The sequence below is a fragment of the Cellulosilyticum lentocellum DSM 5427 genome (assembly GCF_000178835.2).
Lineage (GTDB): Bacteria > Bacillota > Clostridia > Lachnospirales > Cellulosilyticaceae > Cellulosilyticum > Cellulosilyticum lentocellum.
This window is the reverse complement of sequence record NC_015275.1, coordinates 3217310-3235050: the sequence shown is the minus strand read 5'-3', so window position 1 is coordinate 3235050 and position 17741 is coordinate 3217310. Positions and strand designations below refer to the sequence as shown.

Annotated in this window: 14 protein-coding genes; 13 read left to right on the top strand and 1 reads right to left on the bottom strand. The window is 33.0% G+C overall.

Annotated features, from left to right (window positions below; genetic code table 11):
• The first annotated feature begins 75 nt into the window (after nucleotides 1–75).
• The 3 genes from ligA to CLOLE_RS14880 all read left to right on the top strand — a co-directional run bounded on the left by ligA (nucleotide 76) and on the right by CLOLE_RS14880 (nucleotide 3839).
• Entirely contained in the window at nucleotides 76–2025 is a 1950-nt protein-coding gene (gene ligA, locus CLOLE_RS14890) for an NAD-dependent DNA ligase LigA (RefSeq protein WP_013657962.1), read from the top strand.
• A 260-nt stretch (nucleotides 2026–2285) separates the two neighbouring features.
• Nucleotides 2286–3593, top strand: a complete 1308-nt coding sequence (locus CLOLE_RS14885; protein ID WP_083801294.1) for a glutamate-5-semialdehyde dehydrogenase — start codon at nucleotides 2286–2288, stop codon at nucleotides 3591–3593.
• Between the two features lie 54 nt (nucleotides 3594–3647).
• Nucleotides 3648–3839, top strand: coding sequence for a hypothetical protein (locus tag CLOLE_RS14880; RefSeq protein ID WP_013657960.1), 192 nt, complete (start codon nucleotides 3648–3650; stop codon nucleotides 3837–3839).
• A 90-nt stretch (nucleotides 3840–3929) separates the two neighbouring features.
• Here the strand turns inward: CLOLE_RS14880 and yjeM are convergent, their stop codons facing one another.
• Complete coding sequence (gene yjeM / locus CLOLE_RS14875) at nucleotides 3930–5429, bottom strand: glutamate/gamma-aminobutyrate family transporter YjeM (RefSeq protein WP_013657959.1); 1500 nt, start codon at nucleotides 5427–5429, stop codon at nucleotides 3930–3932.
• Between the two features lie 218 nt (nucleotides 5430–5647).
• On the opposite strand from yjeM, the gene CLOLE_RS14870 reads away from it, so the two are divergent.
• The 10 genes from CLOLE_RS14870 to CLOLE_RS14825 all read left to right on the top strand — a co-directional run bounded on the left by CLOLE_RS14870 (nucleotide 5648) and on the right by CLOLE_RS14825 (nucleotide 17741).
• Nucleotides 5648–6196, top strand: coding sequence for an NADH peroxidase (locus tag CLOLE_RS14870; RefSeq protein WP_013657958.1), 549 nt, complete (start codon nucleotides 5648–5650; stop codon nucleotides 6194–6196).
• A gap of 296 nt (nucleotides 6197–6492) precedes the next feature.
• Nucleotides 6493–6753, top strand: a complete 261-nt coding sequence (locus CLOLE_RS14865) for an HPr family phosphocarrier protein (protein ID WP_013657957.1) — start codon at nucleotides 6493–6495, stop codon at nucleotides 6751–6753.
• 24 nt (nucleotides 6754–6777) lie between these two features.
• Entirely contained in the window at nucleotides 6778–8391 is a 1614-nt protein-coding gene (gene ptsP, locus CLOLE_RS14860; protein ID WP_013657956.1) for a phosphoenolpyruvate--protein phosphotransferase, read from the top strand.
• Nucleotides 8392–8539: 148 nt separating this feature from the next.
• The gene (locus CLOLE_RS14855; RefSeq protein WP_013657955.1) at nucleotides 8540–9106 is read left to right on the top strand and encodes a TetR/AcrR family transcriptional regulator; all 567 of its coding nucleotides are present in this window, start codon (nucleotides 8540–8542) and stop codon (nucleotides 9104–9106) included.
• 55 nt (nucleotides 9107–9161) lie between these two features.
• Nucleotides 9162–10514, top strand: a complete 1353-nt coding sequence (locus CLOLE_RS14850; protein WP_013657954.1) for an alpha-amylase family glycosyl hydrolase — start codon at nucleotides 9162–9164, stop codon at nucleotides 10512–10514.
• 60 nt (nucleotides 10515–10574) lie between these two features.
• Complete coding sequence (gene hisJ, locus CLOLE_RS14845; protein WP_013657953.1) at nucleotides 10575–11372, top strand: histidinol-phosphatase HisJ; 798 nt, start codon at nucleotides 10575–10577, stop codon at nucleotides 11370–11372.
• A gap of 216 nt (nucleotides 11373–11588) precedes the next feature.
• Nucleotides 11589–13655, top strand: a complete 2067-nt coding sequence (locus tag CLOLE_RS14840; protein ID WP_013657952.1) for a methyl-accepting chemotaxis protein — start codon at nucleotides 11589–11591, stop codon at nucleotides 13653–13655.
• Nucleotides 13656–14063: 408 nt separating this feature from the next.
• Nucleotides 14064–15374, top strand: coding sequence for an extracellular solute-binding protein (locus CLOLE_RS14835; RefSeq protein ID WP_013657951.1), 1311 nt, complete (start codon nucleotides 14064–14066; stop codon nucleotides 15372–15374).
• A 115-nt stretch (nucleotides 15375–15489) separates the two neighbouring features.
• Nucleotides 15490–16881 carry a carbohydrate ABC transporter permease gene (locus CLOLE_RS14830; protein WP_013657950.1) on the top strand — a complete coding sequence of 464 codons (1392 nt, stop codon included), beginning with the start codon at nucleotides 15490–15492 and terminating at the stop codon, nucleotides 16879–16881.
• Nucleotides 16878–17741 carry a sugar ABC transporter permease gene (locus CLOLE_RS14825; protein ID WP_013657949.1) on the top strand — a complete coding sequence of 288 codons (864 nt, stop codon included), beginning with the start codon at nucleotides 16878–16880 and terminating at the stop codon, nucleotides 17739–17741. Before CLOLE_RS14830 ends, CLOLE_RS14825 begins: the two co-directional genes overlap by 4 nt.

Here is a 17741-nt window from a genome sequence, read left to right as displayed (position 1 = left end):
GAAACTAATAAAAACGAAATATAACACATATCTTAACTATAAAAGTATAAAAGGTTTAAAAGAAGAGGTGAAACAATGAAGGCTGTTGAGCGCATGAAAGAATTAGTCGACGTGCTAGGAAAAGCAGCATATGCTTATGAACAAGAAGATAGAGAAGTCATGAGTAACTATGAATATGATAAGTTCTATGATGAACTAAAAAGGTTAGAAGAAGAAACGGGTATCATATTAGCAGGCAGTGTAACACAAAAAGTAGGTTATGAAATAGCTAGCAGTTTACCTAAAATCACACATCCTAAACGGATGCTTTCTTTAGATAAAACAAAAGAAGTAAGTAAATTAAAAGCTTTTTTAGGAAATCAAGAAGGTTTACTTTCATGGAAACTTGATGGGCTTACCATTGTTTGCATTTATGAAGAAGGACAGCTTGTAAGTGCTGTAACAAGAGGAAATGGATCAGTAGGAGAGGAAATTACTAATAATGCAAAAACTTTTAAGGAATTACCTCTTGCTATTGATTACAAAGAACGTGTTGTATTAAGAGGAGAAGCTATTATTACTTATAGCGACTTTGAACGTATTAATGAAGGACTAGGAGAAAAAGAAGAAAAGTATAAAAATCCAAGAAACTTATGTAGTGGAAGTGTGAGGCAGCTTAATCCACAAATTACAGCTGGTAGAAATGTAAGGTTATATGCCTTTACTTTAGTAGAGGGTGGACCGGATGTAGCAACAAAAGCAGAGCAATTAGAATGGCTTAAAGCGAGAGGATTTAAAGTAGTAGAGTATAAGCATGTGACAGCTAATAATATAGAAGAAACAGTAGCTTACTTTGCGGAAGCGATTAAGTCTCAACCCTTTGCTTCAGATGGGTTAGTACTTACTTATAATGATCGTGAGTACTCAGCATCATTAGGAGAAACCGCTAAATTCCCAAAAGATGCAATTGCTTTCAAATGGCAAGATGAGATTGTAGAAACGAAGTTATTAGAAATGGAATGGAACACTTCAAGAACAGGTCTTATTAATCCAGTAGCTATTTTTGAACCTGTTGAGATTGAAGGAACTACCGTAGAAAGAGCTAGTGTACACAATCTGAGTATCTTAGAAGAATTAAAGTTAGGTATTGGGGATACCATAAAAGTTTATAAGGCCAATATGATCATTCCTCAAATTGCAGAAAATCTTACTCAAAGTGCTAATGTAGAAATACCAGAAGTTTGCCCTGTTTGTGGTGCTCATACCATGATTATGAAAGAAAAAGAGGCTAAAACACTTATTTGTCCTAATAGTAACTGTAAAGCGCAACGTTTAAGAGCACTTGCTCATTTTACAACAAGAGATGCTATGAACATTGAAGGTTTATCAGAAGCCACTATTGAGAAGTTACTAGAAAAAGGCTATTTAAAGGATTTCACTTCCTTATATCATCTAGATCGATATGAAGCTGAAGTTATTGAAATGGAAGGATTAGGAAAGAAATCCTTTGATAAGCTTATTAAATCTATTAATAAATCAAGAGATGTAGCGTTAGCTAACTTTGTATATGCCTTAGGTATAGCACAAGTAGGATTAGGAACTGCTAAGCTTATTTGCAAGCATTTTAATAACGAGTTAGACGAGATGATGAAAGCACGCTATGAGCAGCTTATCACAATAGATGGTGTAGGGCCAGTTATTGCTAAGGAATTTGAGGAGTACTTCAATTTAGAAGAAAACAAAGCAATGTTAGAAACCCTAGTAAAAGAAATACATTTTAAACTAGAAAATGTTACGATATCTCAAGAATCACCTATTTTAAATAAAACTTTTGTTATTACAGGTGATGTGAATTACTTTAAAAATAGAAAAGAACTTCAAGCTAAAATAGAAACATTAGGTGGCAAGGTAACGGGATCTGTTAGTAAAAATACAGATTATCTGATTAATAATGATAGTGAGTCAAATTCTAGTAAGAATAAGAAGGCAAAGGAGCTAGGTATTCCTATTTTAACAGAAGCACAATTTCTCGAAATAATAGAGTGATAATGAAAATATGTTGATTAATAATAAAAAGTTGAAAATTATTAGAAAATATCAAAATATCTTTATAAATAGATGTTAAATTAAATTGACATCTATTTATAAACCATATAATATAAGTGTTAAATTGTAGTAATGTTGTCATTCAACATCTATCCTGTCATATAAACTAATGTATTTTGAAATAGATAGGATGCAAAGAGTTATTAGAATTGAGTGCTTTTATTCCTATATGATAAAAGCATTCAATTATTTATAGTAGGATGTTTAAAGTCGAAGGAGGGAACATGATGGATATTATTCAAGCAGCTAAACAGGCTAGGGCAGCAGCTATTCAGTTAGCAGCCATAGATGGAGCTACAAAAAACCAGGCATTACAAGCTATTAGTGAAGCTCTCTTAGAAAATGTAGAGCGTATTAAAGCTGCAAATGCGATTGACTTAAAAAATAGTGAAGAGCAAGGTTTAGAGGCTCCTCTTATGAAAAGATTAAAGTTTGCAGAAGAAAAATTACAAGATGTGGTAGATGGTATTAAAAGTCTTATTGGACTTGAGGAGCCAGTAGGCAAGGTACAAATGCAAACAGAGCTAGATGAAGGACTAATACTAACAAGAATAGCATGCCCAATAGGGGTTATTGGTGTTATATTTGAATCACGCCCAGATGCATTAGTACAAATTTCAACATTAGGACTAAAAAGTGGCAATGCTGTTTTGTTAAAAGGTGGATCAGAAGCAAAAGAAACAAATCGTATTCTTTTTGAAATTATAAGAGAAGCCTCCGTTAAGGCAGGTATACCTGAGGGCTGGATTGTACTTTTAGAAAGTAGAGAGGATGTTAATCAAATCTTGGGAATGGATCAATACATAGATTTACTCATTCCAAGAGGGTCTAATGCTTTTGTAAGTTACATTATGAAGAATACTAATATTCCTGTAATGGGACACGCTGATGGGATTTGCCATGTGTATGTAGATAAAACAGCAGATATTGAGTTAGCAGTAGAGGTAGTAACTGACTCAAAAACACAATCTGTGGCTGTATGTAATGCGTTAGAAACACTATTAGTACACAAAGATATTGCAAGTGCATTCTTGCCTAAATTGAAGAAAAGCTTAGAAGCTAAAGGTGTAGCTATTAGAGGCTGTGAACGTACCCAAAAATTAATAGAAGTACAGGCTGCAACAGAAGAAGATTGGAAAACAGAGTATTTAGATTATATTCTTTCTATTAAAATAGTAGATGATTTAGAAGAAGCTATTAACCACATTAATACCTATGGTTCAGGTCATACAGATTGTATTGTGACTGATAACCAAGAATCAGCAGAAAAATTTATGATGCTAGTAGATTCGGGTAATGTATTCCATAATGTATCTACACGCTTTAGTGACGGATTCAGATACGGATTTGGTGCTGAAGTAGGAATTAGTACTTCTAAACTCCATGCTAGGGGGCCTGTAGGTTTAGAGGGACTTCTAATCTATAAATATAGATTATGTGGTCATGGACAGGTAGTAAATGATTATGCAACTAGAAAGAAAAGTTTTACCCATAAACGTTTAATATAAACAGAGTACTGAGTAAGGGAAAATAACCGAATAGCGAGTTAAGGGGGATGAGCTGTGGAGAATAAGGGACAAGGCCATGATTCCGTTCAAAAAGATAAAATCATCATGGTCAAAAGAATCCTTTTAATGGCAGCAGGGTTACTAATCATTTGCAGTATACTTACTCAAGTATTGTTTCTTTATTTGCAATATAAGTCACATGATACACAGGTGATTGTTTACGAATTAGAACAAGAAGAAAAGTAAACTGCTTAGCTATCAAGCAAAAAGACCATTGTACTCCAATGGTCTTTTTATTTTCTAATAAAACAAAGATTATATAATTTTAACGAGTTCTTAACGGCTATTATATTTTCTTTCATATTGTGTATATAATGCATAAGCTATAATAGAAAATAGAATAGGTCCGGCAGCTGCAAAGATTGTATCCATTAATTTATTTTTAATAAGGGCAGGCTCGATAATAGAGAAAATATTGGCAAAGCCAATCACACAAGTTACAATAATAGTTGCTGTTAAAGCAATACCATAGCTTTTATAGATTTCAAAGGGTTTATGAATGTGGCTTTTCTTCTTAAAGAAAGGAAAGGCAATAGCTAAAAACATATAAGGAATAGTCATAGCAACATTCGTCATATTAATAAGTGTATTAAAAAAAGCAGAAGCACTTTCACCACCAAAAGAAACAAATAAGATAAGTACACAAACAATAACACCTTGAACATACATAGCATTAAGTGGCATATCATTTTTTAAGGCACCTAATTTGCCCGGCCATAATTTTTCAGGAGTACCTTCAATGAGCTGTTTAAGTGGAGAATAAATAAGTGTAAAGAATGCACCTGTTAAAGCTAAGAACATAGCCAGACCTGTAAGGCGGGCAACAATATTACCTATATTTAAAGCTAGTGAAGTGCCAGCACCAAAGGCAGTAGCTAATTCATACCCTAAGTTTTGCATGATAATATAAGTAACATTAGCGGTATTAACACCTTCATTAGAAAGAACAGTATCCCAATTAATAAAGATACCATTACAGAAAATACCTATGGAGTAGCCTATGGAAATAACAATAGCAGCAATAGCAACTCCCTTAGGAAAAGTTTCTTCAGCTTTATGAGTCTGGTCTACCAAACCACCAACAGCTTCAATACCACCGTAAGCAAAAATAGCATAGGTTAAAAAAGAAAAGATAGAAGGTAAAGTTTGATAATTGGGATTAGGAGACTGATAAAAAGCACGTGTAGCTGTTTGGATAGGTTCAGCAAATTGACCACCATTTAAAGCTAAGACAATAAAGCCACCTAGAATAAGGAGGGCATTTAAAAACATAATGGCAGTACCGCCCACAGAAGCAACTTGCTTAATCCAACTAATACCTTTAGAAGAAATATAAGTTACAATAATAATCCAAAGAACGCCAAGTAGGCCAATAACTTGAGTACTATTTAAACCACCGATGGCAAGAAAGCCAGTACGGTCTTCACCAAATAGTGCATTAGACAAAGGAATCCATATACTAGAAGCTACATTAACTTGCCAAATTAAATAGGAGGCATACCACATAAACGTGCCGATAAAAGCATATTTAGGTCCAATAGAAGCACTCATCCAGGAATAGATTCCTCCTTTTTCTTGCTTAAAGGCAGCCCCATATTCAGCCATCATAAAAGCATAAGGTAAGAAGAAAGCTAGAGCTCCTAGAATATACCAAGGAATAGCACCATACCCCATAAGATAAAAAGCTCTAGGCATATTCGCAAAGCCGTAGACGGAGGTAAAGATCATCAGAACTAGAGAAGTAAGTGTTAGTTTTTTTGTGTTTTGTGTTGTCATAAAGACCCTCCCGGTAATGTATAACATTGAAGTCATTTCAATTATTATGTATTAGCGTGTGCAATAAATAGAAAAAAATACTTTTAATCAAAAAAAACATAAAAATATCATTGACAAATATTTTAGATGTGGTATGATAAATATATCCAAAGGATAATTATTATTACTTAGAAATAAAAATTATCTACGAAATTTTTCAAAAATGGGAGGAAATAAAAATGAAAAAATATGTATGTACAGTATGTGGTTATGTTTATGAAGGTGAAGCAGCTCCAGAAGCTTGCCCAATTTGTAAAGCAGGTTCAGATAAATTTAAAGAACAAGCAACAGAAGGCCTTGTTTGGGCTGATGAACACGTAGTAGGAGTAGCTAAAGGCGTAGATGAAAGAATCATTGAAGGTTTAAGAGCTAACTTTGAAGGTGAATGTACAGAAGTAGGTATGTACTTAGCTATGTCTAGAGTTGCACACAGAGAAGGTTATCCAGAAATCGGTCTTTACTGGGAAAAAGCAGCACATGAAGAAGCAGAACATGCTGCAAAATTCGCTGAATTATTAGGTGAAGTGCTTACAGATTCAACAAAGAAAAACCTTGAAATGCGTGTAGCAGCTGAAAATGGAGCAACAGCAGGTAAAAAAGAATTAGCAACACTTGCAAAACAATTAGGATTAGATGCTATTCATGATACAGTACATGAAATGGCTAAAGATGAAGCTCGTCATGGTAAAGCTTTCGAAGGTCTTTTAAATAGATACTTCGGTAAATAATTAATACATTTAACTTAAACCTTGTATTTTACCCCATAAGGAAATTTAACATTGGAAAGTGGCTACATAAAATGTAGTCACTTTTTGCTATTTATAAAGATAGTTTTTGTGTAAATTAACTTTATAAAGAAAAATAAATAGAAAATAGCATAGCTGTATTAACACTTTGTTAATAAAAATGTAAAAAAATGTTTGTTTATAATAAAACTAATACCAGTTATAATTAAATATATTTTAGGATAAAATATACTACAAAAATAAACAAAAAATAGACTAGAACGAGGATAGGAGAAATCATGACTACTTTAAACACTAAACTTATCAATCAACAAGGGTTACATGCAAGACCAGCTACTTTATTCTGTAAAGAAGCATCACAATTTAAATCAGATATTAAATTAGTATATGGAGATAAAGAAGGAAACGCAAAAAGCTTAATCGCTCTTTTAGCAATGGGACTTACATCAGGAGCAGAACTTCAAGTTGTAGCTGAAGGTGAAGACGAAGAAGCAGCAGCTAAACATATGGCAGATTTCATCGGCACTTTCCAAGAATAATTGCTAGCTTAGGAGGAAGAACATATGAAAAAAGGTATTGCAGCTTCCAAAGGCTATGCAATTGGTAATGTTTTTGTCTATGAAGAGAAAGAACTTATTATCACAGATGAAAAAGTTACAGATATAGCAGTAGAACTTGAAAAACTTCAAGGAGCAGTAGCATTATGCAAAGAGCAACTTGAGAAAATCAAACAAAAAACATTAGAAAATGTAGGTGAGCATGAAGCTGCTGTTTTCGATGCACATCTTCTTATCTTAGAGGATCCAGAGTTTGTAGGCTCTGTAGAAGCTGAGATAAAAAATAATAGTATCAATGCTTTAAAAGCCGTTGAAACAGTTTCAAATAGCCTTGTAAGTTTATTTGAAGCTATTGATGATGCTTACCTTAGAGAGCGTGCAGCAGATATTAAAGACGTCTCTAAACGTATGCTAGCTAATTTAGCTGGACATACAGTTGGTTTAGAGATTTCAGAGGATAATACGATTGTAGTAGCACATGACTTAACTCCATCTGATACAGCACAACTTGATAAAACAAAAGTAAAAGGATTTATTACTAATATTGGTGGTAGAACTTCTCACTCTGCCATTATGGCAAGAACACTTGAAATTCCGGCTGTTGTTGGTCTTGGTGATATTACAAGTGTAGTTAAAAATGGTGATAGAGTTATTGTAGATGGCATTGAAGGAATAGCTATTATTAATCCAGATGAAGCAACTATCAAGGCCTATGAAGCTAAAATCGAAGCTTTTGCAGCTGAGAAGGAAGAACTTAAAAAGCTTCTTAATGTAAAAGTTGTTGATAAGAGCGGCAAACATATTGAAGTATGTGGTAACATCGGTAAACCTAAAGATGCAGATCAAGTATTAGAAAACGGTGGAGATGGTGTAGGTCTCTTTAGAACAGAATTCTTATACATGGACAGAGATGCTGCTCCTACAGAAGAAGAACAATTTGAAGCCTACAAATATGTTCTTGAGACTATGAAAGATAAGAAAGTTGTTATTAGGACACTAGATATTGGTGGAGATAAAACACTTCCCTATTTACCATTACCAGAAGAAATGAATCCGTTTTTAGGTTATAGAGCGATTCGTTTATGTTTAGATCAAACAGGTATTTTTAAAGTACAGCTTAGAGCACTTTTAAGAGCGTCTGTGTATGGTAAGTTAGCAGTCATGTTCCCAATGATTTCAGGAATTGAGGAATTTGAACAAGCAAAAGCTGTGGTAGATGAATGTAAAAAGGAACTTGATACAGAAGGAATTGCTTACTCAAATGAGATTGAGTGGGGAATTATGATTGAGATTCCAGCAGCAGCAGTTATGGCTGATGAACTAGCAAAATATGTTGATTTCTTCTCAATTGGAACAAATGACCTTATTCAATATACTTTAGCAGCAGATAGAATGAGCGAAAAAGTTTCTTATCTTTATAACCCAATGCACCCTGCTGTTTTAAGACTTATTAAAATGACAATTGAAGGTGCTCATAAACATGGTAAATGGGTTGGCATGTGTGGAGAAATGGCAGGAGATGAAGCAGCTATTCCAACACTCCTTGAGTATGGACTAGATGAATTTTCTATGAGCGCAACCTCTATTTTAAATGCTAAAAAAATCTTAATGAATCACTAAAATAATTAATATCGATAAAAGGTATATAAAAGTAAAAATTTTATATACCTTTTATTTTTTTATTTACAATTAGTATACCGAGTGGTATAGTGAAACATATCATATGATAGAGAAAAATAGTAGAGTCATATAAAAATAGGGAGAATCCATGGATAACAAAGAAAAAATTCTAACCTGTGCATTAGAACTCTTTTCAGATAGGGGGTATGATGCAGTAGGTGTACAAGAAATTGTAAATGAAGCGGGAATAACTAAGCCAACTTTATATCATTATTTTGGAAGTAAAGAGGGATTACTTCAGTCCTTATTAACGTTGAAACATGAAGGACTGATAAAAAGGCTTAGCCAAGCAGCAGAGTATAAAGGCGATTTACCTTTAACAATGTATCGGCTTACACAAGCTTATTTTGACTATGCAAAAGAGAACAGAATCTTTTACCGTATGCTACTAGCCATGAGGTTTTATCCTCCGGCTAGCGATGGATATAAAGTGGCAAGGCCACTTGTTAATGAACAGATTCGAGTATTAGAGGAACTTTTTACTAAAGCGTCTATACAACATGGTAATATGAAGGGAAGGCAAAGAACTTATGCCATTACTTACTTAGGAATGGTCAATGCTTATATTGAATTGCATGACAACGAGGATTCTTTAGAAGAGGATAATCTTATTAGAAAGGCAACACATCAATTTATGCATGGTATCTTCTCTTAAAAGGATAAGTTTGATATAAACAGAAGCTAATGAGATAGATGAAAGGGGTAGAAAAATGGCAGAATGGATTAAAGAGGCAATATTTTATCACATTTATCCTCTGGGATTTTGTGGAGCACCAAGAGAAAATAGTAAAGACTTGATAGTAGAAAATCGCATTTCCCGGGTAATAGAATGGATACCACATCTGAAAAATTTAGGTGTAAATGCTATTTATTTTGGACCAGTATTTGAATCAAGTCGTCATGGTTATGATACAATGGATTACTATCAAATAGATAGACGATTAGGTAGTCATTTAGATTTCAAGGAAGTTTGTAATCAGCTACATGCTGCAGGTATTAAAGTTGTTTTAGATGGGGTTTTTAATCATGTAGGGAGGGACTTTTGGGCATTTAAAGACTTACAAGCAAAAAGAGAACAGTCTCTTTACAAGGATTGGTTTGTTAATATTAATTTTGATGGAAATAGTCCATATAATGATGGGTTTTATTATGAAGGCTGGGAAGGACATTTTGATTTAGTAAAACTCAATTTAACACATCCAGAGGTAATTAGGCATATTTTCGGAGCGGTTAAAAGCTGGATAGAAGAATTTCAAATAAATGGCTTAAGATTAGATGTGGCTTATTGCATGGATCAAGAATTTTTAGGAAAGCTTGTAGCATTTTGTTTAGAACAAGATCAAGAGTTTTGGTTGATGGGAGAAATGATACATGGAGAGTACTCACGTATAGCGAGAAGTGGCTTATTGCATTCAGCAACTAACTATGAATGTTATAAGGGAATCTACTCAAGTCATAATGATAAAAATTATTTTGAGATCAACTATTCTTTAAATCGTTTATTTGGGCAAGGAGGAATATATAAAGACTTATTATTATATAACTTTATAGATAATCATGATGTTAATCGCATTACTAGTAGTTTAAAGAAAAAAGAGCATTTGACAAATGTATATACATTACTTTTTACTATGCCAGGAATCCCCTCTATTTATTATGGAAGTGAGTGGGGAATACTAGGTGACAAGGCAAATGGAGGAGATGAGGTGCTAAGACCTTGCCTTAATTTAAAAGAGTTATTGCAAGAAGATCAAAATATAGTAGAACATATTAGGGGGCTTGCAAGGATAAGAAAAAATTCAGAAGTTATTTGTAATGGTTTATATGAACAAGTATTAGTCAAAAATGAACAGCTAGTATTTGCACGTGTATATCATAATAAGAGAGTATTTGTTGTGCTAAACTTAGCAGAGCAAGAAGTAACATTATATTTTAAAGTGGGGCAAGAAAGTAAACTAAAAGATTTATTACACGATGAAAAGTATTATACTCCAATAGGAGGAAACGTGGGAATAAATATGCCTCCATTTTCAAGTACTGTTTTAGAAGGAAATTATTCTTGAAGAAGATAAGAAAATAAGGTAAGCTATGAGAAAAAGATAAATATAGAGAGGGGAAAAGATTTGTACGATAATCTAAGTATAAGAGATGGCCATATGCATACACCATTTTGTCCTCATGGGACTAAAGATACTTTAGAAAGCTATGTAGAGAAGGCGATAAAGGAAGGAAGAAGAGAAATAACGTTTACAGAGCACTTTCCTATGCCAGAGGGTGTTACTACAGAGACATTTCGAAGAGAGTGTACATTGTTAGAAGAAGAAATCCCAGCCTATATAGAAGCCATCGGAAGAGTAAAAGTGAATTATAAAGAACGTATAGCGATTCATTTAGGTTTTGAAGTAGACTATATAGAGGGCTATGAGAATAAGATTACAGATGCTTTAAATCAGTATGCTACAACTATCGAAGACGGTGTTTTATCAGTGCATTTTGTGAAATTTGAAAATCAGTATTATGCGATAGATTACTTGCCAGACTTTGAAACACTCCTTACTAAGATACAAAGCCTAGAAAAAATTTATGATTTATATTTTGAGACAGTTCTTAAATCTATAGAAGCTGACTTAGGGAAATATAAACCTAAGCGAATCGGACATCCTACGTTAGTTCGTATTTTTAATAAAAAATATCCTATGGCATATGAAAATGAATGTTTGTTTCAAGCAATCGTTACAGCTCTTAAAGAAAAAAAGTATGAGATCGATTTTAATATGGCTGGATTAAAGAAAGAGTTCTGCAAGGAGACTTATCCTTCTGGAAGACTTTTAGAACTTATAAAAAAAGAGCATTTGCCATTAATATTGGGGTCAGACGCACATTGTGCAGAACAGGTTAAAATAGACCTATCTTCTTTCTAGAAGATAGGTCTATTTTATAAAAAGATTATATGATTAAGTATAACTTTTCATTTAAACATAAGATAATAATTGTGAAAATATAACTATTTTTTTAATAACTATTTACAATTTATATTCAAAATTATATAATAAGCATAAATTGAGTGATTAAATTATATTTTTAAGTAAGGAAACTAAATTCTACAGTCGAAGAACATTGAGAAATGGGGGTAGCTTATGAAGAAGAAGCCTTTTTTTTTGAAAAAGCATGGAATCGATACCAATAACGATACCGTAAAATCATTAAAAGTGAATCGTCACAAGCTTAAATTGAAAAATCAACTCATAGCCATTTTTATAGTCATTAGCTTAATCCCTACGTTGATTATTATGGCGATGAGTATGAATATTACAACTCGTTCTACTCAAAATGTCGTTGGAGATTATTCTCAAAAAATAGTGGAGCAGCTCAGTTATAATATAGAAAACTATATTTCTGTGGCTAGGACTACTATGGGTGATATTGTAGGCTTTCAAAAGTTACAGAATTACATAAAGAAAGTCAAACAAAATGATATGGTAGGAGCATCTACTTATTTTGGAGATGTTAAGGAAAGAGTAAGAAGCACTTTGAAAACACAACAAGCTATTTTAGGCTTTTGCGTATTGGTTAATGATAAGAAGATTTATCAAGAAGCTAATATCTCTTTTGATTTTGATGTAGAAGCTTTTTCTGCAAGCGAAGCTTATACAAAAGTTCAAGAAATACCAACTTCTGAATTTTATTGGTTTACATTAGAGGCTGATGGAGAACGAAATATTTATTTGGTTAGAAAAATGCTAAACTCTAATGATACATTATTAATTGCCCTTGTGAATAAAGATTATTTAAATGAGCTATTAGAATTAGCAGATCTTAAAAAGGATATATCTATGATGATTGTAGATGCTCAAAATCAAGTTATTACAAGCAATAATAATGGTGTTATTGATGAAAAGCTTATTACTTATATGAGAGAATCATCAAATACAACAGAAACACTTAATCTTTCTGATAATTTGGTAAGCTTCGTAAAGACCAGTAATGGTTGGGGAATTACTAGTAGTGCAGCTATGGATAATTTATTAAAAGACTACCATGATGATAGTAGAGTAATCTTTATTGTTGTAGGTGTCATACTATTAGTGGTTATCTTGATAAGCATTCTTATTAGTAGAAAAATTACAAAGCCTATTGTTAAAATGGCTTCATATATGATGCGTGTAGAGAAAGGACAACTTAGCTTTAAACAGGAATTAGAACAAGAATTAGAATATAACAATGTAGAAATGCATATTTTAGTAAAAGGTTTTACGAGTATGCTAAATACCTTAGATAGTATGATAGGTAAAGCTAAAGCAGTTACTTCTTCTGTATATGAGCATACGCATTCACTTCAAGATATGGCACAAGATACAAGTTTATCAGCAACAGAAGTAGGAAAGACAATTGAATCTGTAGCATTAGGTGCACAAACTCAGAACAAGGAAATAGAAGAATCTGTTACACTTATTAATGTACTTTCGAATAATATTAATAAAGTAACAGATTCGATGGAACACATTAGGGAAGCTTCTAAACAAACAATGAGTATGAGTGAAGCGACTAAAGTACGCCTAACGGATCTTTATAATGGAGCTCAAAATACTATTCGAATTAGTGAGAAAGTAAGCGAGTGTGTGCAAGAATTAGGTGAAGAAGCAGAAGGAATTCATAAGATTTTGGATATGATTCAAAATGTTAATGGACAAACAAATTTGCTTGCATTAAATGCTGCCATTGAAGCAGCTAGAGCAGGAGAAGCTGGAAAAGGCTTTGCTGTCGTTGCAGATGAAGTAAGAAAGCTCTCAGTACAAACAGAAAGTGCTATATCTAATATAGCGAGTACACTGCAGATTATCGAAGAAAAGAAAAAGCTTACTTTAGAACAATTAATGATGGCCCTAGAAGTATTTAATAAACAATTACCAATGGTAAATGGTGTAACAGAAATATTCACAGATATTGATACTAAGATGAAAGAAGTGGATATTTCACTTAATAATGCCCATCATATGATTGGTAAAGTGGTAGAAGAGAAAGAAGCAGTAGAAAAGAAAATGAAATATATTGCTCAAGTTGTAGAAGAAGCTGTAAGTGTTACAGAGGAAGTTAGTGCTGAAACAGTTGAACAAATTGAGGCATCAAAAAGTATTACACAATTAGCTGATGAATTAGCGCTAACGGTTGAGCAACTTGAAGAAAGTTATAAGATGTTTAATTAAGAATTCTATTGGTAAAAATACATAAAAAAATAATTTGAAAAATATTATAAAATATATTGATTTTTTAATAAAAGACGTATAAAATGAAAATATAGAAATTGGAAACGATTTCGATGTTTATATTGTATAAATCAAAAAAATGGATATTACGATATAAATCAAATATGACTAAATTATTATTATAAAATAGTATAAGATTAGTGTAATGTATATAACCAAAAAACAGCGTGAGTAACTAGAAAAAAGCACATAACCTTGGGAACGATACCGTATCATAATAATTTAAAGGTAAAATCAGTATAAGTTATGATCAAAGTTCTTATGGCTTATATATAGTTATAAGAGTTTGATATAGATGAAGTAATTAATTATTTAAATGGGCGAAAGTCCAAAATAAGGGGGATATTTATGAGTAAAAAATTATCACTTGCAATGAGTATGGCATTAATCGGTGCAATGAGTGTATCAATGGTTGGTTGTAATAAAACAACACCAACATCAGAATCACCAGCACCAGCAGAAACACCAGCTGAATCAGTAGCACCATCAGAAGCACCAGCTGAAACACCAGCTGAGGCTGAAGTACCACAACCAGAAGATGGCGCAAAACTTACTCTTTGGGGTGCAGCAGATGACCAAGAAATGTTAACACAAATGGCAGATGCTTTTAAAACAAAATATGCTGACAAAAACATTGAAATCACTTTACGTGTAAATGGCGAAGATACAGCTAAAGACGAAGTTCAAAAAGACTTAGATGCTGCAGCTGACGTTTTCTCAATCGCTCATGACCAACTTGGATCACTTGTTCAATCAGGAGCTATTTATGAAAATACTCTTTTTGCTAAAAATGTAACAGATAACGACTCAGACGGTGCTATTACTGCAGCTACATATGATGGAAAAATCTATGGTTATCCAAGTGCTTCAGAAACATACTTCTTATACTATGATACATCAATCTTTAAAGCAGAAGATGTAGCATCTCTTAACACTATTCTTGATGCACAAGTACCAGATGGTGTAACAAAATTTGGTTTTGATATGGGTAATGCATACTTCTCAGGAGCATTCTTCTTAACAAATGATTGCCAATTATTTGGTGAAACAGGTGCAGATGAAACAGTTTGTACATTCAACAATGCTGGTGGTTTAGAAATGGCTAACTTCATTGCTGGATTAAAAGCTAAAGGTGCTGCAGCATTAGATGACGCTGCTGCTGGTACTCAATTCGAAGCTGGTAAATTAGGTGCATATGTAGGTGGACCATGGAAAGCAGCTGATTACAAAAAATTCTTAGGTGATCGTTATGGTGTGGCTAAATTACCAACAATCAATACAGGATCTGCTGACAAACAAATGAAATCATTTGCTGGATACAAATTATATTGTGTAAAATCTAATACACAATATCCAGTTGCAGCAATGACACTTGCAGACTTCTTAACAAATGAAGAAAATCAGATTAAGAGATTTGAAATGAGACAACTTCTTCCAACAAATAAAACAGCAGCTTCAAATGAAAAAGTTACTTCAGATGCAACAGTAGCAGCAACACTTGCTCAACTTGAATTCGGTGTAGCAATGCCATCTGTTCCTAAAATGAGTAACTTCTGGACTCCAACAGGTGCATTCACAAAAGATGCATTTGATGGTAACATTCAAGCAGCTGATATGCAAGCTAAACTTGATAGCCTTGTAAGTGATATCCTTCAATAATAGGATTGCTTAAAACTAAATGATATGAGTAAACAATATTTGTTGCGACTTTAGTTGCAGCAAATATTGTTATATATGCATATTATTCTAATACTGACTGAATGGAGGAGCTTGTATGAGTGAAGTAGCAGTTGAAAAAACTAAAAATCAAAAACCCAAGAAACAAAGTACCAATATCTTCTCAGTATTTGCAAAAGGAGATGCATTAACTAAGCTTTCCTTCCTGATCATGGGAAGTGCAAATATTGCTAGAAAACAATTTTTAAAAGGAATCATTTATTTAATAGCAGAAATAGCATTTATCTATTATATGGTTACTATAGGTGTAGATAAATTAATAGGATTTACAACATTAGGAACCCAAGCACAAACACAGGTATATGATGAAGTTATTAAAATTAATAGAACAGTACCAGGAGATAACTCCATGTTGTTCTTAATTTATGGCGTAGCAACATTAGCTATTATCCTTGTATTTATATTACTTTATGTAAGTAATGTTTATAGCGCTTATAAATTACAAAAGTTGATTGAAGCAGGCAAACCTGTACCAACATTGAAGCAAGAAATAAAAGAGTTATTTGATAAACGTTTCCATGTGACCTTAATGACACTTCCTGTTATTGGTATCATGGTGTTTACAGTACTACCACTTTGCTATATGATTTTAATAGCATTTACTAACTATGATATGGATCACCAACCACCAGGACAATTATTTACTTGGGTAGGACTTGCAAACTTTGGTGAAATGCTTAACCAAGGTTCGAAATTTGGTGCAACTTTTGGACCGGTTCTAGGTTGGACATTAGTATGGGCAGTTGTTGCAACCTTCTCTAATTATTTCTTTGGTATTGTCTTGGCACTTATGATTAATAAAAAGGGCATTAAACTTAAGAAAATGTGGCGTACAATATTTGTTATAACAATGGCCATTCCACAGTTTATTTCTTTATTAATCATGAGACAGATGCTTAATGATTATGGGGTTGTTAATGTTGCTTTACAGAATTTGGGATTAACTTCTAAAGCTGTTCCTTTTTTGACGGATCCAACATTAGCACGTATATCTGTTCTTACTGTTAACTTGTGGGTAGGTATTCCTTATACAATGCTAGTAACTACAGGTATATTAATGAATATCCCTAATGATTTATATGAAGCTGCTGAGATTGATGGAGCATCCAAGTTGAAGGCATTTACAAAAATTACAATGCCATATGTTGTTTTCGTAACAGCACCTTATTTAATCACACAATTTATTGGTAATATAAATAACTTTAATCTTATTTACTTCCTTACAAAAGGAGAGCCTATGACGACAGATTATTACTTCGCAGGAAAGACAGATCTCTTGGTTACATGGCTCTATAGATTAACAGCTGATAGAAAAGATTATAGTAGAGCATCGACTATTGGTATTGCAGTCTTTGTATTATCCGCAATATTTGCCTTGATCGCTTTCCGCTTTACATCATCTAATAAGCAGGAGGAGGATTTCCAATGAGCAAAAATAAAATGGGTATGCAAGCCAAGAACAAAATTAGTAACACAGCAGTGTATGCTATATTAACAATCTTAAGTATTATATGGATAATACCTATTGTATGGATTATCCTTACCTCTTTTAGAGAAGAGCGAGGTGCTTTTGTCAATTATATTATTCCTAGAGGTTTTACTATTAATAATTACATTAATTTGTTTACTAATACCACATTCCCATTTGGTAAGTGGTTTATGAATACTTTTATTGTCGCAGTAATCTCATGTATTTTAAGTACCTTTATCAATGTGTCTACAGCATATGTTATGTCTAGATTGCGTTTTAAACTTAGAAAAGCTTATATGAATTTTGCACTAATCATAGGTATGTTCCCAGGATTCATGTCCATGATTGCAGTGTACTATATCTTAAAAGCAATTAATCTTACACAAAGTTTAACGGCTTTAGTATTAGTATACTCAGCTGGTGCAGGTATTACTTTCTACATAGCAAAAGGTTTCTTTGATACCATTTCCAGAGAAGTAGATGAAGCTGCTATGTTAGATGGTGCTACTAAAGCACAAGTATTTACCAAGATTGTTATACCTCTTTCAAAACCAATCTTAGTAAGTACAGCACTTCAAGCCTTCATTACCCCTTGGATGGATTTCATTTTTGCTAAATTCATCATGGGTGATAATTATGAAAAATACACAGTAGCTATTGGTTTATTTACAATGGTTAGTAAAAAAGATAATATGGATCCATACTTTACTATGTTCGCCGCTGGTTGTGTATGTATCGCTATTCCTATTGTACTTTTATTTACATACTTACAAAAATACTATGTAAGTGGTATTACTGGAGGAGCTGTTAAAGGATAG